23 protein-coding genes and 2 pseudogenes are annotated in these 25,331 nt (G+C 53.2%); 9 read left to right on the forward strand and 16 right to left on the reverse strand.

All coding sequences use genetic code 11. The features are described from left to right. On the forward strand, positions 1 to 997 hold a 997-nt coding region (locus tag ACLRGG_RS17790), incomplete at its 5' end, for a Tli4 family immunity protein (RefSeq protein ID WP_416251015.1). A 126-nt stretch (positions 998 to 1,123) separates the two neighbouring features. Here the strand turns inward: ACLRGG_RS17790 and ACLRGG_RS17795 are convergent. From ACLRGG_RS17795 to ACLRGG_RS17865, 15 genes and pseudogenes are all read right to left on the reverse strand, one after another. Then, positions 1,124 to 2,563, reverse strand: coding sequence for a protein adenylyltransferase SelO (locus tag ACLRGG_RS17795; protein ID WP_416251016.1), 1,440 nt, complete (start codon positions 2,561 to 2,563; stop codon positions 1,124 to 1,126). 233 nt (positions 2,564 to 2,796) lie between these two features. After that, on the reverse strand, positions 2,797 to 3,537 hold the full coding sequence (locus tag ACLRGG_RS17800; RefSeq protein ID WP_416251017.1) for an EAL domain-containing protein: 741 nt from the start codon (positions 3,535 to 3,537) through the stop codon (positions 2,797 to 2,799). Positions 3,538 to 3,921: 384 nt separating this feature from the next. Next, positions 3,922 to 4,380 carry an NlpC/P60 family protein gene (locus tag ACLRGG_RS17805; protein ID WP_416251018.1) on the reverse strand — a complete coding sequence of 153 codons (459 nt, stop codon included), beginning with the start codon at positions 4,378 to 4,380 and terminating at the stop codon, positions 3,922 to 3,924. A gap of 394 nt (positions 4,381 to 4,774) precedes the next feature. Continuing rightward, entirely contained in the window at positions 4,775 to 5,320 is a 546-nt protein-coding gene (locus ACLRGG_RS17810; protein WP_416251019.1) for a glutathione peroxidase, read from the reverse strand. 39 nt (positions 5,321 to 5,359) lie between these two features. Beyond that, a pseudogene (locus ACLRGG_RS17815) lies at positions 5,360 to 5,608 on the reverse strand (iron chelate uptake ABC transporter family permease subunit); the annotation flags it as partial. Between the two features lie 138 nt (positions 5,609 to 5,746). Next, on the reverse strand, positions 5,747 to 6,046 hold the full coding sequence (gene ihfA, locus ACLRGG_RS17820; RefSeq protein ID WP_017802142.1) for an integration host factor subunit alpha: 300 nt from the start codon (positions 6,044 to 6,046) through the stop codon (positions 5,747 to 5,749). 4 nt (positions 6,047 to 6,050) lie between these two features. Beyond that, on the reverse strand, positions 6,051 to 8,438 hold the full coding sequence (gene pheT / locus ACLRGG_RS17825; protein ID WP_416251020.1) for a phenylalanine--tRNA ligase subunit beta: 2,388 nt from the start codon (positions 8,436 to 8,438) through the stop codon (positions 6,051 to 6,053). 15 nt (positions 8,439 to 8,453) lie between these two features. Continuing rightward, the gene (gene pheS / locus ACLRGG_RS17830; protein WP_416251021.1) at positions 8,454 to 9,437 is read right to left on the reverse strand and encodes a phenylalanine--tRNA ligase subunit alpha; all 984 of its coding nucleotides are present in this window, start codon (positions 9,435 to 9,437) and stop codon (positions 8,454 to 8,456) included. Positions 9,438 to 9,588: 151 nt separating this feature from the next. Then, a pseudogene (locus ACLRGG_RS17835) lies at positions 9,589 to 9,630 on the reverse strand (hypothetical protein). Positions 9,631 to 9,762: 132 nt separating this feature from the next. Then, the gene (rplT, locus tag ACLRGG_RS17840) at positions 9,763 to 10,119 is read right to left on the reverse strand and encodes a 50S ribosomal protein L20 (RefSeq protein ID WP_013201905.1); all 357 of its coding nucleotides are present in this window, start codon (positions 10,117 to 10,119) and stop codon (positions 9,763 to 9,765) included. A gap of 63 nt (positions 10,120 to 10,182) precedes the next feature. Next, a complete protein-coding gene (rpmI, locus tag ACLRGG_RS17845; RefSeq protein WP_004157374.1) occupies positions 10,183 to 10,380 on the reverse strand; it encodes a 50S ribosomal protein L35 in 198 nt (65 codons plus the stop codon). A 97-nt stretch (positions 10,381 to 10,477) separates the two neighbouring features. After that, entirely contained in the window at positions 10,478 to 11,029 is a 552-nt protein-coding gene (gene infC, locus ACLRGG_RS17850; RefSeq protein WP_073980966.1) for a translation initiation factor IF-3, read from the reverse strand. Between the two features lie 3 nt (positions 11,030 to 11,032). Beyond that, positions 11,033 to 12,961 (reverse strand): threonine--tRNA ligase, encoded by a 1,929-nt coding sequence (thrS, locus tag ACLRGG_RS17855; protein ID WP_416251022.1) that lies wholly within the window; start codon positions 12,959 to 12,961, stop codon positions 11,033 to 11,035. A gap of 328 nt (positions 12,962 to 13,289) precedes the next feature. Next, entirely contained in the window at positions 13,290 to 14,045 is a 756-nt protein-coding gene (locus ACLRGG_RS17860) for a DUF481 domain-containing protein (RefSeq protein WP_067703503.1), read from the reverse strand. Between the two features lie 359 nt (positions 14,046 to 14,404). Next, complete coding sequence (locus tag ACLRGG_RS17865; RefSeq protein WP_416251069.1) at positions 14,405 to 15,562, reverse strand: ABC transporter substrate-binding protein; 1,158 nt, start codon at positions 15,560 to 15,562, stop codon at positions 14,405 to 14,407. Between the two features lie 110 nt (positions 15,563 to 15,672). On the opposite strand from ACLRGG_RS17865, the gene ghoS reads away from it, so the two are divergent. After that, complete coding sequence (ghoS, locus tag ACLRGG_RS17870; RefSeq protein ID WP_416251023.1) at positions 15,673 to 15,963, forward strand: type V toxin-antitoxin system endoribonuclease antitoxin GhoS; 291 nt, start codon at positions 15,673 to 15,675, stop codon at positions 15,961 to 15,963. A 115-nt stretch (positions 15,964 to 16,078) separates the two neighbouring features. Further along, positions 16,079 to 16,963, forward strand: coding sequence for a fructosamine kinase family protein (locus tag ACLRGG_RS17875; protein ID WP_416251024.1), 885 nt, complete (start codon positions 16,079 to 16,081; stop codon positions 16,961 to 16,963). Positions 16,964 to 17,051: 88 nt separating this feature from the next. On the opposite strand, the gene ACLRGG_RS17880 is transcribed toward ACLRGG_RS17875, so the two are convergent. Continuing rightward, positions 17,052 to 17,591 carry a YniB family protein gene (locus ACLRGG_RS17880; protein ID WP_416251025.1) on the reverse strand — a complete coding sequence of 180 codons (540 nt, stop codon included), beginning with the start codon at positions 17,589 to 17,591 and terminating at the stop codon, positions 17,052 to 17,054. 162 nt (positions 17,592 to 17,753) lie between these two features. On the opposite strand from ACLRGG_RS17880, the gene hxpB reads away from it, so the two are divergent. From hxpB to ACLRGG_RS17910, 6 genes are all read left to right on the forward strand, one after another. Next, positions 17,754 to 18,440, forward strand: coding sequence for a hexitol phosphatase HxpB (gene hxpB / locus ACLRGG_RS17885; protein ID WP_416251026.1), 687 nt, complete (start codon positions 17,754 to 17,756; stop codon positions 18,438 to 18,440). Positions 18,441 to 18,544: 104 nt separating this feature from the next. Further along, positions 18,545 to 19,135 (forward strand): metal-dependent hydrolase, encoded by a 591-nt coding sequence (locus ACLRGG_RS17890; RefSeq protein ID WP_416251027.1) that lies wholly within the window; start codon positions 18,545 to 18,547, stop codon positions 19,133 to 19,135. 165 nt (positions 19,136 to 19,300) lie between these two features. Then, on the forward strand, positions 19,301 to 20,698 hold the full coding sequence (locus ACLRGG_RS17895; protein ID WP_416251028.1) for an L-cystine transporter: 1,398 nt from the start codon (positions 19,301 to 19,303) through the stop codon (positions 20,696 to 20,698). Positions 20,699 to 20,942: 244 nt separating this feature from the next. Further along, positions 20,943 to 23,207, forward strand: coding sequence for a catalase HPII (gene katE, locus ACLRGG_RS17900; RefSeq protein ID WP_416251029.1), 2,265 nt, complete (start codon positions 20,943 to 20,945; stop codon positions 23,205 to 23,207). A 228-nt stretch (positions 23,208 to 23,435) separates the two neighbouring features. After that, positions 23,436 to 24,767 carry an MFS transporter gene (locus tag ACLRGG_RS17905; RefSeq protein WP_416251030.1) on the forward strand — a complete coding sequence of 444 codons (1,332 nt, stop codon included), beginning with the start codon at positions 23,436 to 23,438 and terminating at the stop codon, positions 24,765 to 24,767. A 129-nt stretch (positions 24,768 to 24,896) separates the two neighbouring features. Continuing rightward, a complete protein-coding gene (locus tag ACLRGG_RS17910) occupies positions 24,897 to 25,313 on the forward strand; it encodes a hypothetical protein (RefSeq protein ID WP_416251031.1) in 417 nt (138 codons plus the stop codon). The last annotated feature ends 18 nt before the right edge of the window (positions 25,314 to 25,331 follow it).

A 25,331-nucleotide genomic window follows, 5' to 3' on the forward strand; every position in this document is an offset into this window, starting at 1 on the left:
GGACAAGGAAAAACGTATGGTCAATACCCTGTTTACCACCACCAAAGCCCAGTGCGTGGGGCGCTACGTGTTTGAGGTTCCCGCCTCGTTTGAAAACACCCTGACGGACCGCGCCCAGATTAATGAGGTCAGTATCAGCAGCAGGCGGCTCTACCGGCCGGCGTTTGAGCAGCGTATCCGGCTGCGGGAGGAGGTGCTGAAAAACAGCCATACGGTTGACCCGATAGATCAGCCTTTTCTCAAGCAGGTGTACCGGGTCAGTGAGAATGCGGTGATCTTTGACCGTAATAAAAATGAGAGCGCGGCGGGGTTTGGTCGTGTTCTGGAAGGGCACCTGTACGTTGACGGGGTGGCGTTCATTATTTCCTCGGAGATAAGAGATGTATCAGACCCAAAATATAAGCAGGAGCGTGTCGAGTATTTGAATGGAGGGATGACTGAAAATAAACTTAACACCAAGCCTCAGAAACTGGCGGAGCTACAGGATTTAATGTCCCGTCTGAGCGGACGAAAAGACGACGAAATCCCGACGCAGCCGGGCACCTGTATTTCGCAAGGGTTTATTCGCGACGGGAGCGGGAAGCCGAAGGAAGATATTACCTTTGTCTATCCACACAATTCGGTCTTTTCTCTGTCGGTGTCCACGAATACTTATCTTGGCGATCCAAAGAGTATGCTGGAGCGGAGCAATGAAATTCAGCCTTATCTGACAGAGGTTAAGGCCAGAACCCTTCGTAAGGGTAAAGTACAGATGGAGGGCTTTGAGGTCGATGAATGGCTCAATGTCGCGCCGTCAGAAAAATCACCGGGTCATCCGTCCGCACAGCTACTTTTTAACGCCATCGCTAATGAAAAAATAGTGGATTTTCGACACCCGATTATTGACCTGACATTAAGTAATCATGCATTGCCACCGCCGGCTTACAGTGATGCCGAACTGGTGGAAATATGGGACCGTATTACCCGTTCTTTCCGTCTCAGGAATAATGCGTTCTGATGTAAATTTACGGGCAGGGGTAAAGGATCTTCTTGAGATCCTTTATTGCTGCGCGTAATCTCTTGCTCTGTAAACGAAAAAACCGCCTGGGGAGGCGGTTTAATCGGCACTGTTGCTAAGCACCACTCAGCTGGAACAGCTCACTTCCAGCTTCTTGCCCCAGTCAGGTGGTCGACGCATCAGGTCGGCGAACTCCGGTGAGTCGGTGAAAGGATCGCTCAACGCACGGTGCAAGCGTGACAGCACGCTGATATCATCCTTTTCAGCCTCTTCAATCGCCTGTTGAGCCAGATAATTTCTTAGTACAATCGCCGGATTAGCCTGCTTCATCTTCTGCTGCCGTTCCGCATCGCTCACGCCTTCCTGCAGCAATCGCTGACGATAAATGTTGTACCAGCTGTCAAAAGCCTCCCTGTCGATAAACTCATCGCGCAACGGGGAGTGGAACTGTTGCTGCTCGGTTTCGCACAATAGCCGGAAGGTCAGAGCGTAATCACTCCCCTCCTTCGTCATCAGCGACAGCAGCCCGGTCAAAATATTATTGTCGTCCTTATCCGCCGTCATCAGTCCCAGCTTCGCGCGCATCTGCTCGCCCCAGCAGCGCATCAGCTCTGTTTCATATCCGGACAGCGCCAGCTTCAGCTGTTCGGTCGTTAACAGACCCGACAGCGCATGGGCCAGTCGGTTAAGATTCCACAGCCCGACCATCGGCTGGTTTTCAAAGCTGTAGCGCCCCTGATAATCGGAGTGGTTACAGATAAAGTCCGGCTGGTAATCATCCAGGAAACCATAGGGCCCATAGTCAAGCGTCAGGCCCAGAATGGACATATTATCCGTATTCATTACCCCATGGGCGAAACCGACACTCTGCCAGTGAGCGATAAGGCGCGCGGTGCGCTTCACGACATCGCTAAACCACAGCAGATAGCGGTCATTTTCCTGTTGCCACTGTGGCCAGTGATGACGGATAACATAATCAGCGAGCTGGCGAACCTTCTCCGGCTGTTGGGCATAGAAAAAATGCTCGAAATGACCGAAACGCACGTGACTTTCTGCCACACGCAGCAGCATGGCACCGCGCTCCTGCGTTTCGCGCCACACCGGCTCGTCGCTGGTTACCACCGTTAACGCACGGGAGGTGGGAATACCGAGGTGGTACATCGCTTCGGAGGCCAGAAACTCACGCAGTGAAGATCGTAAAACCGCCCGACCATCGCCCATGCGGGAATACGGAGTGAGTCCGGCACCTTTCAGATGCCAGTCCAGCTTGCGACCATCAGCAAGCTGCTGTTCCCCCAGCAGCAGGCCGCGCCCGTCACCAAGCTGCCCTGCCCAGACGCCAAACTGATGTCCGCTGTAAACCTGAGCCAGCGGCTGCATGCCCGCCAGTAGCGTTTCGCCACTCCAGAGGGAAACATGCTGCTCGTCAAACCAGCTCTCATCCAGGCCGAGATCGGCAGCCAGTGCCTGACTGTGATACAGCAGTCGTGGATTCTTTAACGGCGTGGGTTTAAGGGCAGTGTAGAATCCCTCAAGCTCCTGATGCCAGGTATTATTAAATTGCATGGCGTTACCTTCGGTCATGACTCCCGACGCGGCGTTAACAGCGGCGCCTGAGTATGCTCTGTCAATATTCAACACAGTGTGAATTACATGACGGCACAATGCAGCAAGCCCTCCCGGGAGCTTACTCTGGACAGTATCGGGGATGAACGATAAAGACCAATCGGCATGTAAACTACAGCTGGATGAGTATAACCCTCCGCAGGGAGGCTAAACACGGAGTCAGTGAAAGGTTATTAATGCAATAATTCCGCAAATCCCTCAGGGGGATCAATCAAAGCAGAGAGAGAATCTTCACCTACCGGTGAAAATAGAGGGCTCTGGATGCCGTCAAAATCAAAGCGGCTAACTTTCTTCAGGGCTGATGCATCATCAATGCCCTGCACGATGACCTGTTCGCAGTGAGGTTTAATGTGCTCCAGTACGGTGCTAATAAACGGCTTAAAAGAGAGTCGGTTTAAATTCCGCTGAATAAAGCCCTTATCAAGTTTTATTCTGAAGAAAAGGTTGTCGTAAATGGCTTTCGAAGAGGAGTGTCCCGCACCATAATTTTCCAGACTTAAGTCAAAACGCTCGCTTAATGCCAGCAGTGAAGGATTTTGCCTTCCCTGGCTTAAATCAGGAAAACGCTCATTAATCTCCAGGGCAAGCCATTCGAGCGCCTCCATTTTTCGCGCAAGAAATTCACTTTTAAGTATAGTTTCAGCGAGCGTAGCGTCGATATTTAGCGTCGCTTTTACATTATGCTGGCAGAAAAAGTCCTGATGCTTTTCGATACTGTTTATTTGTTTTTGTAACAGTAAAATCCGCTGCTCATTGTCGAGCTGTGGCAGCAGCATATCCTGAGGAATAGCAACATTTGCTGTGCTGTGAGAAAAGTGAGTCAGTAGCTCAACGGAGATAAGCTGACCCGCAAAGCTATAGATCGGGTAAAAGGCGGTGGAGCTTTTATAATCCGCTTCCAGATGGATTTTCATTTTATTCAGCCATGATGAAGTGGCAATCTGCGCATCCTATATCAACGAAATACGACAATCAACAGTGCCATTATAAAGTGTTTTTTCTATACGTTAACCAGGCATTGGTCTCTGCGCCCGGAAAAAACGTTACGCTACCACATAACTCTGATAAATATGTGCCTGGTCAAAAAGATAATATCGCTAAAAAATCCCTGATCCTCTGATTACTTTACAACATCTTTACTAAAATTTGAGTAAACGACGGAAGCATTGCCGATTTAAGTCCAATTGTGCCTAAGCCCCGTCTTTCTTAGCGTTTAGGCTAATTAGCATCTCATAAACCAAATGATGAAGAAATGGGCTTTTTCTTATAATTATTAGCAAGCTATATAAACAGACAGCCTAAATACGCCGCGCCTGCCAGAATACCTTTTTCCAGTACACATTCTCCAGCGAGGAACGAATCACCCCCTGGCTGGTGGAAGCGTGGATAAACTGGTTATCCGTATCGTATATTCCAACATGCAGGCCGTTTTCCCCACGCCCCGTTTTAAAAAATACCAGATCGCCCGGCAGCAGGTCGTCTTTGTCAATGCGCGTACCAATACCTGTTTGCGCTCGCGTTGTCCTTGGCAGCTGGAGTTCAAAGCGATCGCGAAAGGTCAGGTAGACGAAACCCGAGCAGTCGACGCCACCGCGTCCCAGACCGCCATAGCGATAGGGGGCGCCACGCCACTGCCCCAGCTGTTCGTTCAGTTGTGCAATAACGGTAATCGAATCAGAAAGCCGTCCATTGGGGGGAGGCGCATGGCGGCTACAGCCCGCAACGGTGAGGATCAATACCAAAAGCCAGAAGCGCATCAGACACGGGTCCTTAGAGTGTTGTTTTTTACTCTACTCGCAAATGGGTATTACAGGCAACATACTAAGATTAATCAGAGGAATGTAGTGAGAAGTTTATGGTCCTCAACACTCAGGCGGCAAAAAGGCAACGCGTAAACCTCGCTGAGAAGAGGAGGTGGTGGCACCCTGTCAGCTTCACCCCGGCAGATCATTTTACCCTCTTTCATTAGCCAGACGTGCTGAGCATAGTGCAGCGTATGATTGATGTCGTGCCCGCTCAGATAATGCCGGGCCGGCCAGCAGCGTACTCTTACCCGCGCCGATTGGTCCCAGCAGGTGGCTTAGCGCCCCCGCCCCACTTTCGCATCAAAAGGCGCTGCGCTACCGCAGCGCCCCGGCACTCAGGCAGCACTTATTTTGCCAGCGCCAGCTTAATGCTCTTCAGCACGATGGGATCTTCAGGCTGCATATCCGGTGCGAAACGCTGCACAATAGTGCCATCGCGACCAATCAGGAATTTTTCGAAGTTCCAAAGAATATCGCCAGGGGCTTTGGGTGCCTGCCCTTTGCTGCTTAACTTCTCCAGAAGGCCGCTGTTTTCCGGCTCAACCGCCTCGGGTTTGGCGGCGATCAGCTGCTGATAAAGCGGATGACGATCGGGCCCGTTGACCTCCGTTTTACTGAACATCGGAAAGGTCACGCCGTAGGTGGTGCTGCAAAACGTTTTGATCTCATCCTCACTACCCGGCTCCTGGCCCAGAAATGCATTGCAGGGAAAGCCCAGTACCGTAAAGCCCTTGTCATGCCAGGCCTTATGAATGTTTTCCAGCTGTTCGTACTGAGGGGTCAGGCCGCATTTTGACGCAACGTTGACGACCAGTAGCACATTGCCCTGCCATTTCGCCAGTGAGGTCTGTTCGCCATCCAGCGTAGTCAGTTTTGTGTCGAAAATACTCATCAGTTTTTCCTGTTTCAGTGGGAAGGTTGGGCCCTGGTTTCAGGGACGGTTTCTCAAAAGTAGCCAGATAAAGCGTGGCGCACCCAGCGTAGCGGTTACCACTCCAGCGGGAAGCTCTGTGGAAGCGAACGCCAGGCGAGCAAAGATATCTGCCGCCAGCAGTATGCTACCACCACCTGACGCACAGGCTGGAAGCAGAATACGATAATTACTGATGCTCTTGAGGCGCAGGATATGCGGTATGACCAGACCAGTAAAGCCGATAGCACCTGCCAGCGCCACGCCCAGCCAGCGCTTATCATGCCGTCCGGCACGTTCCCGCAGTAAAAATAGCGATGTCATCTGTGTAATTCAGGATCCGCAGAAAACAGTTCGTGCCAGATAATGAAAAAGGCCGCATAAATGCGGCCTTTTATAGTGAAGGGATTAATCTTCTTTTGGCGAGGCGTTCTCAACCCGGCTTTTAAGCTTCTGCCCCGGGCGGAAAGTCACCACCCGACGTGCCGTAATTGGAATATCTTCACCGGTTTTAGGGTTACGTCCTGGACGTTGATTTTTGTCGCGAAGGTCGAAGTTGCCAAAACCTGACAGTTTGACCTGTTCGCCATTTTCCAAAGCGCGGCGTACCTCTTCGAAAAACAGCTCTACCAGCTCTTTGGCATCCCGCTTGCTAAGCCCCAGCTTCTCAAACAGGTATTCGGACATTTCAGCTTTTGTAAGCGCCATAGGTTCAATCCCTCAAGGATGCTTGGAATCGCTCTTTCAGTGCCTCTACACATCCTGAAACGGTAGCGGCAATCTCATCTTCTTCGAGTGTCCGGCCGGTATCTTGCAATATCAGGCTGATAGCAAGGCTCTTAAAACCTTCTTTAACGCCCTTACCGCGGTACACGTCAAACAAGTTTACGCCAACTACCTGATTTACGCCAACTTTCTTACACACATCAATAATATCTGCTGCCGGGACGCTTTCAGCCACCACAATGGCGATGTCGCGGCGGTTAGCCGGGAAGCGTGAAATCTCGCTCGCGTCAGGCAGGACGCGGTTTACCACCCTGTCCCACTCCAGCTCAAACAGGACGGTACGACCGTTAAGATCCAGTTTCCGTTCAAGTTCCGGATGCACCACGCCAAGATAACCAATGCGTTGATCGTGCAAATAAATTGCCGCGCTCTGCCCAGGGTGAAGCGCTGGATGTGCTTCAGCACGAAACTGAATGTCATCCATTTTGCCGGTTAAATCCAGAACCGACTCTACATCACCTTTCAAATCATAGAAGTCTACCGCCTGACGCGCCAGATCCCAGTGTTCTTCATTGCGCGTACCGCTGATCACACCCGCCAGCATAACATCCTGACGAACGCCAAGAGGTGCCGCTGTATCAGGCACAAAGCGCAGGCCGCTTTCAAACAGACGCACACGGCTCTGTTGACGATTCTGGTTATTCACCACCGCCGTCAGCAGGCCAGTCCACAGTGACAGGCGCATCGCCGACATATCGCTGGAGATGGGGCTGGGCAGAATCAACGGTTTCATACCGGGATGCAGTTGTACCTGGATTTTAGGATCAACGAAGCTGTAAGTAATCGCTTCCTGATACCCTTTATCAACCAACAGCGTCTTAACACGTTTTAGCGACAGGCTGGCTTCATTATGGCGGGTCATAATCAGCCCTGCCTGCACCGGCACGTCCGGAATATTGTTGTAGCCATATACCCGCGCGACCTCTTCGACCAGGTCCTCTTCGATTTCCATATCGAAACGCCAGGACGGCGGCACCGCGTTCCACTCGCCGGCATTAACGCTCACGTCAGAGCCCAGACGACGAAGAATATCAGTCACGTCATCATCGGTAATCACGTGACCAATTAAACGATCCAGCTTTTCACGGCGAAGCGTAATCGGAGCACGAGCGGGCAGGCTTTGCGGGCTGGTTACATCAATAACCGGGCCAGCCTCACCGCCGCAAATGTCCAGCAGCAGGCGCGTTGCCCGCTCCAGCGCACGATACTGCATTTGAGGATCAACACCGCGCTCGTAGCGATGAGAGGCATCGGTGTGCAATCCGTGACGACGGGCGCGACCGGTAATCGACAGCGGACTGAAGAATGCACACTCAAACAGCACGTTGCTGGTCTCTTCATTCACGCCAGAGTGCTCGCCACCAAAAATCCCGGCCATGGCCAGCGCTTTTTGATGATCGGCAATCACTAAGGTGTCGGCGTTCAGTTTTGCCACGGTCCCGTCCAGCAGCGTCAGGGATTCACCCTCTTCTGCCTTGCGCACCACAATCCCGCTTTCGATACGATCCAGGTCGAAAGCATGCATTGGCTGGCCCAGCTCAAGCAGAACAAAGTTAGTGATGTCCACAACCGGATCAATAGAGCGAATGCCGCAGCGGCGCAGCTTCTCCTGCATCCACAGCGGGGTTGCCGCCTTAACGTTGATCCCTTTAATCACGCGGCCCAGATAGCGCGGGCAGGCGTCCGGAGCATCCACGCGGATGGGGAGGATGTCCTGAGTGGTTGCCGCTACTGGCGCAATGTCAGGCTCAATGAGCGACATTTTATTCAGCACGGCCACGTCACGCGCTACGCCAATAATGCCCAGACAGTCGGCACGGTTAGGCGTTACGCTTATCTCGATGGTGGTATCGTCAAGCTGCAGGAATTCACGGATATCCGTGCCGGGTACGGCGTCAAGCGGCAGCTCGATAATACCGTCCTGCTCAACCGAAATACCCAGCTCAGAAAAGGAGCACAGCATCCCTTCGGAAGGTTCGCCGCGAAGCTTCGCGGCTTTGATTCTGAAATCGCCCGGCAGTACTGCGCCCACGGTGGCCACGGCGACTTTCAGGCCCTGGCGACAGTTGGGTGCGCCGCACACGATATCCAGCAGACGATCGCCACCAACGTTAATTTTTGTCACGCGCAGCTTATCGGCATTAGGGTGCTGGCCGCATTCGACCACCTCACCCACCACCACGCCGTGGAAAACGCCGGCTACCGGCTCTACGCCGTCGACTTCCAGACCTGCCATGGTAATTTGTTCTGACAGTGCCGCGCTATCAATGGCCGGGTTAACCCACTCACGTAACCAGAGTTCACTGAATTTCATTGGTGTTACCCGCCCTTATTTAAACTGTTTGAGGAAACGTAAATCATTTTCGAAGAAGGCGCGCAGATCGGTTACGCCATAGCGCAGCATGGTCAGACGTTCCATGCCCATACCAAAAGCAAAGCCTGAATAGACTTCAGGATCGATGCCTGCGTTGCGCAATACATTCGGGTGCACCATGCCGCAGCCCAGTACTTCCAGCCACCTGCCGTTTTTACCCATAACATCCACTTCTGCGGAAGGTTCGGTAAACGGGAAGTAGGAGGGACGGAAGCGAACCTGGAGATCCTCTTCGAAGAAGTTGCGCAGGAAGTCGTGCAGCGTCCCCTTCAGATTGGTAAAGCTGATGTTTTTGTCCACGATCAGCCCTTCCATCTGGTGGAACATCGGGGTATGGGTCTGATCGTAATCATTACGGTAGACGCGGCCCGGGGCGATAATGCGAATGGGCGGCTGCTGATTTTTCATGGTGCGGATCTGCACCCCGGAAGTCTGTGTCCGCAGCAGTCGAGTGGCATCAAACCAGAAAGTATCATGGTCAGCACGCGCCGGGTGGTGGCCCGGAATATTCAGCGCATCAAAGTTATGGTAGTCATCTTCAATTTCAGGGCCGGTTTCCACTGCAAAACCCAGCTCGCCAAAAAAGGTTTCGATACGGTCGATGGTGCGGGTGACCGGATGTAAACCGCCATTTTCGATGCGGCGACCCGGCAGCGAGACGTCAATGGTCTCTTCCGCAAGGCGCGCATTGAGCGCAGCAGACTCCAGGGTATTTTTGCGTTCGTTGAGCGCTTCCTGCACCTGCTGTTTGGCATCGTTGATTACCGCACCAGCGGCAGGTCGATCTTCTGCTGGCAGCTCGCGCAGCGTGGTCATCTGCAGCGTCAGATGCCCTTTTTTCCCCAGATATTCAACGCGTACCGTGTCTAACGCGGCAACATCATGGGCATCAGTAATGGCCGCTTTCGCGTTCGCCACCAGTTCTGCGAGATGTGACATGCTTTCCTCTTCTTCCAGCCATCAGAGCTGGTTTGTTTTTATGGGGACGAGGTGTCGTCCGTTATTCGCTTCGCCAGAAATAAAAAAGCCTCCACGAGGGAGGCTTTTAGCGCGATTTTTCGTTTCTTCTCTTTGCGCCAGCCCCCGATGCTCAGGTGCTAAAGTAAAAAAAGAAACGAAAATAAGCGTTCATGCAGGTGTTACCTTGTGGATTTAAGGTGCCTCATATTCCCACGTCATACTGGCTGTACGGGGGCAGAGAACGGAATTTGTGACGACATAGCGGATAATAAAAGAGGGAGACGCGCTCCCTCTTCCACCTGACTTACGCCAGAGCTGTTTTCGCTTTTTCAACCAGTGCTGTGAAAGTCACTTTGTCGAATACGGCGATGTCAGCCAGAATCTTACGGTCGATTTCGATCGAAGCCTTTTTCAGGCCATTGATGAAACGGCTGTAAGACATACCGTTAGTGCGGGCCGCAGCGTTAATACGCGCGATCCACAGCTGACGGAACTGACGCTTACGCTGACGGCGGTCACGGTAAGCATACTGACCAGCTTTGATAACAGCCTGGAAGGCAACGCGGTAAACACGTGAACGTGCACCGTAATAGCCTTTAGCTTGTTTTAAGATTTTTTTGTGACGTGCGCGAGCAACTACACCACGTTTTACACGAGCCATTTAGCTCTCCTGTTTAATATTCTGATTTACCCGATGTGACTCGGGTACTAAAAAAGGGACTACTTATGCGTAAGGCAGGCAGGCAATAACCAGACCCAGATCGCCTTTAGATACCATGCCTTTAGGGCGCAGGTGGCGTTTACGCTTAGTCGATTTTTTGGTCAGAATATGACGCAGGTTTGCGTGTTTACGCTTGAAGCCACCAGAGGCGGTCTTCTTGAAGCGCTTAGCCGCGCCACGTACAGTTTTAATCTTTGGCATTTAAAACATCCACTTCGCATTGTTAATAAAATGAATCAGACAGGCGAATAAAAAACCGCACGACACGAAGCCGCGACGGCCTTTATTACTTTATGGCCTACTGCTTCTTCTTCGGAGCGAGCACCATGATCATTTGACGTCCTTCAATCCTTGAAGGGAAGGATTCAACGATTGCCAAATCCATGTCTTCACACAGATCTTTACGGACGCGGTTAAGCACTTCCATACCGATCTGCTGGTGCGCCATTTCACGACCACGAAAACGCAGCGTGATTTTGGCTTTATCGCCCTCTTCGAGAAAGCGAACCAGGTTGCGTAGTTTTACCTGATAGTCGCCATCATCGGTTCCAGGACGGAATTTGATTTCCTTAACCTGAATAACTTTTTGCTTTTTCTTCTGTTCTTTAGAAGATTTGCTTTTTTCATAAAGGAACTTGCCGTAATCCATGATACGACAAACGGGCGGCTCGGCGTTAGGGCTGATTTCAACTAAATCAACACCTGCTTCTGCTGCTTTTTCCAAAGCTTCATCCAGACTGACAATGCCAATCTGCTCGCCATCGATGCCCGTAAGACGAACCTCAGTGGCGCGAATTTCTCTGTTAATGCGATTAGGACGCGCCGGTTGAACTCTTTTTCCGCCTTTAATACTTTATTCCTCCAATTGATGAAGATTGCGGCTGCGTATTTCTGCCTGCAGCTTCGCGATTACGTCATTTACGTCCATGCTTCCCAGGTCCTTACCACGGCGGGTGCGAACGGCAACTTTGCCTGCTTCCACCTCTTTATCACCGCAGACCAACATATAAGGGACACGACGTAAAGTGTGCTCACGGATTTTAAAGCCAATCTTCTCGTTTCTCAAGTCCGCTTTTGCACGAATGCCCGCATTCTGCAGTTTTCGGGTCAATTCTGCAACATATTCGGACTGGCCATCGGTGATATTCATCACCACAACTTGTACAGGAGCCAGCCAGGTTGGGAAGAAACCGGCGTACTCTTCGGTAAGAATACCGATAAAGCGCTCCACTGAACCCAGAATTGCACGGTGGATCATCACCGGCACCTGACGCTCATTATTTTCGCCCACATAAGAGGCGCTCAGACGACCCGGTAGGGAGAAGTCTAGCTGGACGGTGCCGCACTGCCAGGCACGATCGAGACAGTCATGCAGGGTAAATTCAATTTTCGGACCGTAAAACGCGCCTTCACCCGGCTGATAGTCAAACGGAATGTCGTTCTCCTTCAGCGCCGCAGCCAGGTCGGCTTCAGCACGATCCCACTGTTCATCAGTACCAATACGCTTCGCTGGCCGGGTTGAGAGCTTAACCGCGATTTTCTCAAAGCCGAAGGTACTGTACATGTCGTACACCATCCGGATGCAGCTATTCACCTCGGTACGCACCTGCTCTTCTGTACAGAAGATATGGGCATCATCCTGGGTAAAACCGCGTACGCGCATCAGGCCGTGCAGCGCACCGGATGGTTCATTACGGTGGCAGCTACCAAACTCAGCCATACGCAGCGGCAGGTCGCGGTATGATTTTAGACCCTGATTGAAAATTTGCACGTGGCCGGGACAATTCATGGGCTTGATGCAGTATTCACGATTCTCAGACGAGGTGGTGAACATTGCTTCCTTGTAGTTTTCCCAGTGTCCAGTTTTTTCCCACAGCACGCGGTCCATCATCAGCGGGCCTTTCACTTCCTGGTAGTCATACTCAGTCAGCTTGCTGCGAACAAACACTTCCAGCTCGCGGAAAATGGTCCAGCCATCATTATGCCAGAATACCATACCCGGCGCTTCTTCCTGCATATGATACAGGTCAAGCTGCTTGCCAATTTTACGGTGATCGCGTTTAGCCGCTTCTTCCAGCCGCAGCAAATAGGCCGCCAGCTGTTTTTTGTCCGCCCACGCAGTACCGTAGATGCGCTGCAGCATTTTGTTATTGCTGTCGCCGCGCCAGTAGGCACCAGAAATTTTCTGCAGTTTGAAGTGGTGACAAAAGCGCATATTCGGCACGTGTGGACCACGGCACATATCCACGTATTCCTGATGATGATACAGGCCCGGATGGTCATCACGGCTGATATTCTCATCAAGAATGGTCATCTTGTAGGTTTCGTTACGGGCAGCGAAGGCGTCACGCGCTTCCTGCCAGCTAACTTTCTTCTTGATGACGTCGTAATTCGTTTCGGCCAGCTGATGCATACGCTTTTCGAGCTGTTCGATATCTTCCTGAGTCAGAGTGCGGTCAATATCAACGTCATAGTAAAAACCGTTATCGATCACCGGGCCGATCGCCATTTTGGTATCCGGCCACAGCTGCTTGATGGCATGCCCCAGCAGGTGAGCGGTTGAGTGACGAATAATTTCCAGACCCGCTTCGTCTTTTGCGGTGATTATCGCGACATTGGCATCGGCGGTAATGGGATCGACAGCATCAACCAGTTCGCCGTTTACGCGGCCAGCAATGCAAGCCTTCGCCAGGCCCGGACCAATATCCTGGGCAATGTCCATCACGCTGACGGCGTGATCGAAAGTACGCTGACTTCCATCAGGAAGAGTAATAACAGGCATCATACATCCTTAATTGCAGTGGTAACCCATACGCAAGGCTACATACAAAAATGAGTTAATTCATATACTTCAGGGCATGGTGACTTGAAACCGACTCACAGTTGTCAGTTTGGTCCCAGCCTGGTACACGGGTAAAACGTTTCTTTCAGCAAAAACGCCTTAAGGGCGAACATCTTACACGCTATGACCCACAGGTCAAAGAATGCGAAGGCAGAGTTTTTTAGTTTGCAATAAAAAGAGTCAGTGAGGGCAAATAGCGAAGAGAGGACGGATGAGAGTTTAACGGGCCGGCACCGCCGACCCGACACAAAAAGCGAACCGGGGCGGTTTACATTGCGTAGGACAACATAACGGTCGTCTTGGTATCCGTTTTATCCGGCGCGGAGGACGGAGGGTTCTGGTTCCAGGTCACGTTGTAAGCCACCTTCAGCGAGAAGTGCTGGTTGATAGCGACCTGCAGGCCCGTTTCGGAGTTCACTGTCGTGTCATCACTGCCCAGTACCGACACACCCTGAATGAATTTAGTGGTATCCGTCAGCTGCCACTGATAGCTCAGCGCGCCGTACGCCAGGGCCTGCGTTTCACTGCCACCGTCGTGGTAATCGTCATAGCGTACGCCAGGACCGGCTTCTATACGGAGTGAATGCACGGGGCCGTTAAGCAGCTGACGACCATAACCGGCAACCAGAATTGAGCGGCCGTCATAACCGTTAAAGCGGTCGCTGAGCCAGCTTGCCTGGCCGAACAGGTAGTCAAAGTCGGTCATATTGTAACGCGTACGTCCACCCAGCTGATAAGTTTCAGAAGAGCGTTCGTCATTTGAAGAGGTGTTACTGGCGCTACCCCACAGGCTGTATGCTGTTTTAGGCTGATACCAGGTCATGGTGGTATTGGCCGTCAGCGAGGAGCTGGTGGTGTTTCCGGTCTGAGCCAGATAACCCGCAGAGGCATTTCCATCAAAAGATTTCTTCGCCGTGGAGGGATCATCCATGACCGTAAAGACGTTATTGTCCGCGAGCGCCTGGTGGCACAGTGTTCCGCAGGAGAGCAAAAGAGCTACAGACAGCTTGTTAAAGGCTTTCATTAAATGTGATCCGTACGACAGTTTGAGATGAGTGAGTCTGAAGATTTTTAAAAGACGATCAACGCAATTTACGGTAATAATCGTAACATTTTGTTAGATCGCTCTTTTAACTAAGCGACCTGTCAAAAAGGTGTTCTGAATGAGAGAAATCTTATTAACGCCGCGTAGTATAAAGGTTAATTGAATGCTTTACAGCCAGCAGTAAATAAGATTTCCTCCGCATAAATGAAAATAGAGTGTCTGGATGTTACAAGGTGTCTCGGCAAACCTCATCATTCTGGCCCCCCCTGGCGATGTAAACCGGCTGCAGTACGCCCACCGTTTTAAACCGCTGACCCTACCGCCTCCCTGTGACTGCCCTACTTTGCCGGGGCCTGTGCACCCAACACACCTTCCCCCAGAGGGACTTCGGTAAAGCGGGTTACAATTTCTTTCCAGGTATTGGCTGGATCAAGCGTGGCAAATTGCTGCGGGTAGATAAACTTCGCCAGATACTCCAGCCCGACAATGTTGTAGGGATGATTATAAAAATTATGGTAAAGGCCGTAGAAACGATTATTGCTGATGGCGGAGATCTGCGAAAAACCGGGACGATGCCTCATTTTGTCGAAAGCGGCGTTTACCTGGTCCTGCGTGACGTTGTAACCGAAAGGGATAGCAGCATTGTTTTTACTCGCCCACTGTGAACCCGACACAATATAGACATCCGGTTTAAGCGAAATCACCTTTTCCAGTGAAATATCACCGGTTGCGCCGGGCAGCAGTCCGGTACCGATATTTTTCGCGCCTACGGCTTCGACCATAGCCCCCCAGCCGACGTTAGCATGGGTAAAACAGCATGATTCCAGCCCGCCCAACCCGGCCTTGGCTTCAATAAAAACCCGCGGCTTTGGCGTCACACGGCGGGTTGCAGAAAGGATAGCCTGATAGTGGCGCTGATAGAAATCCGTATAGGCGCGGGCTTCCCACTCACGATCAAGCACAATGCCCAGCTGGGTGATACTTTTGGGGGTATCCCTGACCGGATCCCTGAAGGTGTCGATAAACAGCACGGGAATACCGAGCTGATGCATTTTATCCAGCACCCCGCTCTGGATGAGTGCAGGTTTAGCGCGAAGCTGGGCGATCATCAAATCAGGATGCAGGGCAACCACACTTTCCAGATTGACATCCCCTTTATCACTGAACCCCATATCAACAATTTTCTCTGCTTCGGGCCACTTTTTCGCCATCAGTTCCCAGGTCGGGCGATCGCTTTTTTTCAGCAGATTATTCCACGCGACCAGCCGCTTAAAGGGGTCATCGCGGTCCAGCAGCGCCAGCGCAAGAATGTCGCGACCATCCTGGAGAACAACCCGCTGCGGCTGATGAGTGAGAGTGACCTGCTGCCCGTCGCTGGCGGTCAGCGTGACCGGAAAGGTCGTAGCAAAGGCGGATACAGCAGTAGCCAGCAGGAGAAAGGGGAAAACTAAACGGGCAGCAGACAGCACATCGGACTCCAAAAACTTTCGGGACAGGGGCAAAGATAATAATGAGAATTAATTGCATTATCAATCAGCGCTTTCTGGCTTCCTCTTTCACGTCAGTGGGCTATGCTAAAACATTATGCTTAACAATGAGGTGAATCATGAGTGCATTAGACGTCGAGCAGTATGTGGTGACTTTTCACTATCAGGAAGATGGCCTGACGGATGTCCTGGAACTCACCAGCGCGCTGGTTAATGGGGGTTTTACCACCACTTTGCACGATAAAGAAGGTCATCCACACGAGCTGGGTACGAACAGCTTTGGTATTGTCAGCGCGCTGGAAAAGGATGCCGTGCGTGAACAGGCTGAGGGTCTGGGTGAACTGGCGCTGGGCGATAAGCCGGAGGTGAAGATTCAGACGTGGCAGGAATTTTTAAAAGCGGCCTTATAAATAAAAATTAATCAGGTAAAAGTTGCTCTGACCGTGCGCAAGCGCAGGTTTTGATTATTATTCAGGCGTTAACATCAGCGCATCCTGCAGTAAACAGCGAATGGGAGAAACCGCTATGTGGTCAGCCATTAGTCGTCTGTTAAATGAGCAGTTGGGTAACGCCGAAATCAGCCAGCGTACCGAGCTACCCGGTGGGGATATTCATCCGGCATGGCGCATACGCTACGGCGAATACGACGTATTCGTTAAGTGCAACAGTCGTGATATGCGGGATCTTTTCGCCTGGGAGGCTGAGCAGCTCCAGCTACTGGCCCGAACAAAAACGGTGCGCGTCCCTGCCGTGTACGGAACAGGCAGCGATCGCGACGTGAGCTTTCTGCTGCTGGAGTACCTCCCGCTCCGTCCACTTGAGGGTCGGGATGCCCGGGAGCTTGGAATTGCGCTGGCGCGTCTGCATCAGTGGAGCGAGCAGCCTCAGTTTGGTCTGGATTACGACAATAACATTACCACTTCGCCGCAACCGAATAGCTGGCTTAAGCGTTGGTCACTCTTTTTCGCCGAGCAGCGCATTGGCTGGCAGCTACAGCTGGCGTCAGAAAAAGGGATACTCTACGGCGATATCGACCTGATTATTCGCTGCACACAGCGGGTTCTTTCCGCGCATAATCCCCAACCCTCGCTGCTGCATGGCGATCTGTGGCCTACAAATTGTGCCGCCAGCGACCAGGGGCCCTGTATATTCGATCCCGCCTGCTACTGGGGTGACAGAGAGTGCGATCTGGCCATGCTGGCATGGCATCCTGAACTTCCTGCGGACATCCTGGAGGGCTACCAGTCGGTCTGGCCCCTGCCGGAGGATTCCGGCAAACGCCAGCCGGTCTATCAGCTCTACTATTTACTTAATCGGGCCAATGTTTTTGGCGGTCACTGGCTGGCCGAAGCACAGCGTGCGATCGGCAATCTGCTGGATGAGGATGCGGGAAAGGAGCAACGCGAGTGAAGGGGCCTGAAGAGTCGTCGGCCTGCAGGCTGCATGTGTAACCCGCAACGTATATAAATGGCCTGATGGCTGGCATCAGGCCGTTTGATCAATAAATAAAGCCCGGCAGCTTTAAGACAAAATAGCCCGCGACGGCGATGGCAACCGGCAGGATGTAAAGGGGGAAAAACTGCAGAAAAATCGTATGCCGTGGAACCACGATTTTTTCTTCCAGCTGCTGGCGCGTACGCCCTTCCGCGCCCCGGGCATTTTCCAGAATCAGCTGATCCTCGATCCCTTCCCGCAGGTGGCGCGTCTGGCGCCACATTCTTGCCCCCGACGCCTGTAAAGCGAGACCGACAAAAATCAGCGCATAAATCACCCAAAAGGAGATATTGCTGCCGTGATTGAAATCAGGCACAGGCGAATTTTCCCAGAATGACTTCAAAAAACCAGTATTGAAACGGATCATGTCGATCATGACGTGTGAGAAGTCCTGCATTACAGCATTAATCCCTTCACGCTTTTCACGGCTTTTTTCTAAAAAACCCATCAGTGAAATGAGCGTGGAAATCAACGCCGGAATGAATACGATCCAGCCAGCGATACGCTTAATGACCGCGACTCTGCCAGCTTGTTGATAAGTCATGCTTTCTCCTGTCCTTCTTTACTAAGGCTGTAAGTTTACCTTCAGGCAGCAAAATGTGCCTGAAAAAAGTCGCCTTGTCCCTAATATTGACGAAAATAAGGCGATATCGCCCGCGAAAGGTTCATGCTAATGTGAGGATAAACGGTTAAAGGAAGTGATCAAATGCCTTATTTTCGTCCTGTACTGGCGGCAATTTTCGATATGGATGGGCTGCTAATCGACTCTGAGCCGCTGTGGGACCGTGCTGAAAGGGACGTTTTTTCCTCTCTGGGCGTTGACCTGTCCCGGCGCAATGAACTCCCGGATACGGTAGGGTTGCGTATCGATCAGGTAGTGAGGATGTGGTATGAAACGCTGCCCTGGCAGGGGCCGGACCAGCAGGAAGTGACGCGCCGGATTATCGTGCGGGCGCAGGCGCTGATTGAGGAGACGCGCCCGCTGCTTCCCGGCGTAGAGTCAGCGATAAAACTCTGTAAGGCTGAAGGGCTGAAAATCGGGCTTGCGTCAGCTTCGCCTCTGCCTATGCTGGAGCGCGTGCTGCACATATTCAATCTGCGCGACTGTTTCGACGTGGTTGCTTCAGCAGAATCGCTGCCGTGGAGCAAACCCCATCCACAGGTGTATCTTAACGCAGCGGAAGGCCTGGGGGTGGACCCGCTTAACTGCGTAACCCTGGAAGATTCGTTAAACGGCGTCATCGCCACCAAAGCCGCCCGGATGCGTTCTGTGGTGGTACCCGCTGCCGAACATGCCGAAGACCCGCGCTGGGCGCTGGCAGACGTCAGGCTCTCATCATTGAGCCAGCTCAGTGCGGCACATCTCCACGGTAACCGCCTCAGGGAAAACTAATCCTTTATCCTCTGTTTATCTTTAGTTACAGCGTCACATATATATTCTACTGTACATATCACCTATACTGGATGGATTGACAGCTATCCAGCCAGGTGTTTCCCATGACGGCCGAAGGCCATCTTATCTTTGCGCTTGCCAGCGCTATTTTTTCCAAACGCGCCGAACTGACGCCGGTACTGGCTAATGGTGACTGGTGGCATATTATCCCGGCAACGCTGCTAACCAGCCTGCTGCCAGATATCGACCACCCCCAATCCGTGCTGGGCCGCCGTTTTCGCTGGCTTTCACACCCTATTGCCCGCGCCTTCGGTCATCGTGGGTTTACCCACAGCCTGCTGGCGGTGATCGGAGGAATTGCGCTCTTTAACCTGAAAGTTCCGCAGCACTGGGTGGTACCTGCCGATGCTTTTCAGGGCCTGGTACTGGGTTACCTGAGCCATATCGTCGCCGATATGCTCACGCCCGCTGGCGTGCCGCTGCTCTGGCCCTGTCGCTGGCGCTTCAGGCTACCGCTGCTTGCCAGCCAGAAGGGTAACCAGATGGAGCGAATTTTCTGCCTGGCGCTGGTCGTCGTCGCCATGTGGTTCTCTCCCGGTATGCCCCCCTTTGGTGCAGACGGATGGCCAGCTCAGATGGTCAGCACGGTACAAAGTAACATTAATCGGCTAATTGATAGCCATGGTGCGCAATAACCCGCCATAAAATGAGAGTCTGGTTATAACCCATTCCATTTGGATATATAGACACCCTGGATCAGCTGCTACCATGCACTCCATGGCGCAGTTGCGTGCGCAATAAAAAATAACGGTAATAGTGCGGTGCCTGAAATAGTCCACCGCTTCATTGGAGATCTGGGGATGAACCTTCCATTAATCGCTAATCTGGCGGCGTTTGTCGCCCTGTTAGTTGTCCTGGCAAAAAGTGGCAGCACCCGCTGGAGCCTGTCAAAAAAGGTCCTGCTGGGCCTGGTGACCGGTGTGCTGTTTGGTCTGGCCCTGCATACTCTTTATGGCCCCGACAGCGCGACGCTGAAAGCGTCCATTAGCTGGTTTAATCTTGTCGGTAACGGCTATGTGCAGCTGTTGCAGATGATCGTGATGCCGCTGGTCTTTGCTTCTATACTCAGCGCCGTGGCCCGCCTGCATAATGCCTCCTCACTGGGGAAAATTAGCGTATTAACGATTGGCGTGCTGCTGTTTACCACCGCTATCTCTGCGCTGGTCGGCGTATTCGTCACCTGGCTGTTTAAGCTGGATGCCAGCGGGCTGGTTCAGGGTGTGCAGGAAACCGCTCGCCTTGCCGCGCTGAAAAGTAATTACGTCGGCAAAGTTGCCGATCTCTCTACGCCGCAGCTGCTGCTCTCGTTTGTGCCCAAAAACCCCTTTGCCGACCTGACCGGAGCCAGCCCGACCTCAATTATCAGCGTGGTGATTTTTGCCGCCTTCCTGGGCGTTGCAGCTCTGCATCTGCTGCGGGATGACCGGCCAAAAGGCGAACGCGTGCTGGCAGCCATTGATGTTTTACAGGCCTGGGTTATGAAGCTGGTTCGCCTGATCATGAAGCTGACGCCCTTCGGCGTAATGGCCCTGATGACGAAGGTGGTGGCCAGCTCAAACGTGAGCGATATCGTTAAGCTCGGCAGCTTTGTCGTGGCGTCCTATCTGGGCCTGGCCATCATGTTCGCTGTCCATGCCCTGCTGCTTACCGTTAATGGCGTTAATGCTAAGCGTTTCTTTAAAAAAGTCTGGCCGGTAATCACCTTCGCCTTTACCAGCCGTTCCAGCGCCGCAACCATTCCGCTGAGCGTTGAGGCCCAAACGCGTCGTCTGGGTATTCCTGAATCTATCGCCAGCTTTTCCGCCTCTTTTGGTGCGACCATCGGGCAGAACGGCTGCGCGGGACTTTATCCCACCATGCTGGCGGTGATGGTTGCGCCGACGGTGGGCATTAATCCATTCGACCCGATGTGGATTGCGACGCTGGTTGGCATTGTTACCCTCAGCTCAGCGGGCGTAGCAGGCGTTGGCGGCGGTGCGACCTTCGCCGCGCTGATTGTACTGCCCACGATGGGCCTGCCGGTTACGCTGGTAGCGCTGTTGATCTCAATTGAACCGCTGATCGATATGGGGCGTACCGCTCTGAATGTGAACGGCTCGATGACGGCTGGCATGCTGACCAGTCAGTGGCTGAAGCAGACGGACAAAACGCTGCTTCACGCCGATGCAGAGCGTAACTTCGAGCTGGCGGAACGCTGACAGCCTGCTCCGTCTGGAGCCTGCAGAACGCGAATCATCTCTCTGGGCTGGCCTCCGCCAGCCCTTTTTTTTATGCCCGCCCCGCTTCTCCCCGCCGATTTTTACCGCGCTATGCGCGATTTATCATCCTTTATCATGTTTTAAACACGATTTTAAACACTTAACCCTGCTGTTTTAAGGCGTATCTCACTCACTGTTCTATAGTTACTGGAGTCTGAAATGACAACAACAGGAGTAAGTGAGAATGTCGAAAGAAACAGATAATAAGGAACTGAGCCATAACGCCCCTTCTACCGGGCCTGATTCAGCTAAACCCGGCATGGATTCGCTGGCACCCGCCGATGGCTCGCACAAACCTTCTGCGGAACCTACGCCACCCGGCAAAGAGCCAACGGCCCCAGGTAGCCAGAAAGCGCCGAATATCCATAATGACAAGCTTGATTCGCTGGAGTCCTTCCGTAAAGGAGGTGAAAACTTCCCGCTAACGACCAATCAGGGCACGCGTATTTCCGACGACCAGAATTCACTTCGCGCGGGTACCCGCGGTCCCACCCTGCTTGAAGACTTTATCCTGCGCGAGAAAATTACCCATTTTGACCACGAACGCATTCCTGAGCGTATCGTTCACGCCCGCGGCTCTGCGGCACACGGCTACTTTCAGCCGTATCGTGACATGAGCGACTTGACCAAAGCGGACTTCCTGCGCGATCCGGCCAAACAGACGCCGGTATTCGTACGTTTTTCTACCGTTCAGGGCGGGGCAGGCTCGGCCGATACTGTGCGTGACATCCGCGGCTGGTCGACCAAGTTCTATACTGACGAGGGCGTGTTTGACCTGGTGGGCAATAATACCCCGGTGTTCTTTATTCAGGACGCCCACAAATTCCCCGATTTTGTCCACGCGGTGAAACCCGAACCTCATAATGAAATCCCTCAGGGGCAGAGCGCGCACGACACCTTCTGGGACTATGTGTCGCTCCAGCCGGAAACACTGCACAACGTTTTATGGGCAATGTCCGACCGCGGTATCCCACGCAGCTTCCGCACGATGGAAGGGTTCGGCATTCACACCTTCCGCTTTATCAATGCTGAAGGGAAAGCCACCTTTGTCCGCTTCCACTGGAAGCCGGTTGCCGGTAAAGCCTCTTTACTGTGGGATGAAGCGCAAAAACTCACCGGGCGCGATCCCGATTTCCACCGTCGCGATCTGTGGGAGGCCATTGAAGCTGGCGACTATCCTGAGTATGAGCTGGGCGTACAGCTGATTGCCGAAGAGGATGAGTTCAAATTTGACTTTGACCTGCTGGATGCCACCAAGCTTATCCCCGAAGAGCTGGTTCCGGTTGAACTGATCGGTAAGATGGTCCTTAACCGTAACCCGGATAATTTCTTTGCAGAAACCGAGCAGGTCGCTTTCCACCCAGGCCACATCGTCCCGGGCATGGATTTCTCCAACGATCCGCTGTTGCAGGGCCGCCTGTTCTCCTATACGGATACTCAAATCAGCCGCCTGGGTGGACCTAACTTCCACGAAATACCGATCAACCGCCCGACCTGCCCGTATCACAACTTCCAGCGTCAGGGCATGCACCGGATGGATATTGATACTAATCCGGCGAATTATGAGCCTAACTCGATTAACGACAACTGGCCGCGTGAGACGCCTCCAGCCCCGCACCGTGGCGGGTTTGAAAGCTATCAGGAGCGCATTGAAGGCCATAAAGTTCGCGAGCGCAGCCCGTCGTTCGGCGAGTATTACTCGCAGCCGCGCCTGTTCTGGAACAGCCAGACGCCGGTGGAGCAGCAGCATATTATTGATGCCTACTCCTTTGAGCTGAGCAAGGTAGCCCGCCCTTACATCCGTGAGCGCGTGGTCGATCACCTGGTCCATATTGACGTCTCACTGGCAAACGGTGTGGCAAAAAATCTGGGGATTGCCCTGTCCGATGAGAAAATGCACACGGCGCCACCTAAAGACGTTAACGGTCTGAAAAAGGATGCCAGCCTGAGCCTTTATGCGGTACCCAGCGGGACCATCAAGGGCCGTCAGGTCGCGCTGCTGTTAAGCGATGGCGTCTGTGCCGCAGACGTGCTGGCAATCCTGCAGGAGCTTAAAGCTCAGGGCGTTCACGGCAAGTTGCTGGCACCCCATATGGGCCAGGTCCGCGCCGATGACGGTTCCGATCTGCCGGTAGATGCCACCTTCAGCGGTCTGCCGTCGGTGACTTTTGATGCGGTCATCGTGCCGGATGGTAACATTGATGCCCTGCTGCTGAATGGTGATGCCCGCTACTTCCTGCTGGAGGCCTACAAGCACCTGAAGGTTATCGGACTTAGCGGTGATGCCCGTCGCTTTAAGGCGCAGTTTGGTCTGAGCGACAGCGAACAGGAAGAAGGCCTCATCGAAGACAGTAAGGCTGAAGGCGTACTGATGAGCGAGTTCCTGCTGGCGATGGGTGCCCACAGGATTTGGTCGCGCAGTCAGAAAGCACTGACCGTGCCAGCCTGACGGCGAGGTGATAAGGCGTTTAATCGGGCGCGAAGTTTCAGCCTGATTAGGTGTTGATCAAGTATCCATAAGATCGGGCGAGACGTTGTCGCCCGATCTTTCATTCAGGGAAGCCGTAAACACACCCCCTCCCGCAGCCCTACCTGAATCAGTTTCCCCTCATCCGTTTTTTACCCTGGCATTGATATTGCTTATTAACCCTCACACCTGTTGTGCTGGAGATAAATCATGAATGCCACCCTGACCGTCAGCCGCTATCGCTACTCTATTTTCGCCATGCTGTTTTTCATCGCACTGATCAATTACATCGATCGCGGGGCGCTCTCATTTGCGGCCAACGCAATTTCAACGGAATATCATCTCAGTAAGGTGCAGCTCGGCGCGGTGCTGAGCTACTTCGGTTTTGGCTATCTGCTGGGTTCGCTGTGCGGCGGTTTTCTTGCCGATCGCCTCGGCACCAGAAGAGTGTGGTTGATGGCAGGCGTCGCCTGGTCGCTGCTGGAGGTCGCTACGGCCTGGGCGGGTGATGTAGGATTGGCGCTTTTCGGCGGATCGGCCATTATAGGGTTTGCGGTTATGCGCGTACTCTTCGGCCTGGCCGAAGGCCCTGCCTACGCCCTGATGAATAAGGCTATTGCGCACTGGGCGCCTGACCATGAGCGCGGAACCGCCCTGGGTGTTGGTCTGCTCAGCACCCAGGTGGGGGCGCTGCTTACCGCCCCGGTCGCCGTGGGCCTGTTGCTGCTCACCGATGACTGGCGGATCATGTTTATTCTGCTGGGCTGTTTTTCACTGATCGCCATGGTGATTTTTGGCCGCGTATTTACCGACACGCCTGAACAGCATCCGAAAGTAAGCCCGCAGGAGCGAAGCGTAATCAGCCGGGGCCAGGCTAAAAAAACCAGTGGCGCGCGTCTTCCCTGGTGGCGCTTCTTCAGCAATCGCACGCTGGTTTGTAACGCGCTTGGTTACTTCTCCTTTCTCTATATTACCTTTACCCTGGTGAGCTGGGGGCCGAAATATCTACAGGACAGCTTCCACTACGATCTGCATTCGCTCTGGTACGTGGCGATGATCCCGTGGAGCGGCGCCTGCGTGACCGTACTGCTGGGTGGCAGGATCGCCGATGCGCTTCTGAAACGCTTCAATAACCTGCGGGTGGCGAGGAACGTTTTTGCCGCCGTCACGCTGCTGATGACCGCACTCTGCTTTATGGCGATCCCCTGGATGCCTTCGCCTGCCGCCATTATTCTGATGATGACGCTGGGCAATGCTCTGAACGCGCTGGTGAATAATGTTTACTGGTCGGTGGTCATTGACGTCACGCCAAAATCCACGGTAGGCACCTACAGCGGCATCACGCTGGCGATCGCCAACCTTGCCTCCATTACCTCTCCGCTGCTGAGCGGATGGCTGGCGGAGCACTATGGTTATAACGCTATGTTCAGCGCCACAGCCGCCGTGGCGTTTATCAGCATGCTGGCCATGACGCTGCTGCAGCCGGAGAAGACGCTTCAGCCGGAAGTACGCTTCGCGACCCGGCAGGAGGGTGCAATGTAAGAGGCATCGTGGAGGGAGCGTTAAGAATGCGTTAAGTGCTGTAAGCAGCGGACAACCGTGGCGATTCAGCGCTTGCGTTTTCGCTGGCCGGGCGTAATGTTAATCTCAGTCAGAACCAGGAGAAACCCTATGAAAAAGGTGCTCAGCGCTCTTTTCGCTTTAACGTTACTATCCCCAACGCTGGTCCTCGCACAACCCGGCTGGGGCCCAGGACCAGGTCCTGGACCGGGCTGGCATCACGGCTGGGGCGGTGGCCCCGGCGGACACCGTGGCTGGGGCGGCGGACCGGGGAGACTAAACTTTCTGCCCGATGCCGCCGTAGGCGTGCTGATTGGCGGCCTGACTTACTATGCCCTCAACGGCAGCTACTATCAGCGGGCTAACGATAACACCTATGTGATGGTGCAGCCGCCGGAGCAGCGTTATAGCGGCAGCATGCGTACGCTTGACTACAACGGCGACCGCTTCTACGTGCAGGATGGACACTATTACCGTCGCGATATTGACGGCCGCTATCTTGAAGTTGCCCGCCCGCCAGGTCTGTAAAAGACAGGCAAAAAAAAA

Origin of the sequence: Erwinia sp. PPS120 (assembly GCF_047918655.1) — a bacterium.
Classification (GTDB): Bacteria; Pseudomonadota; Gammaproteobacteria; order Enterobacterales; family Enterobacteriaceae; genus Erwinia; species Erwinia tasmaniensis_A.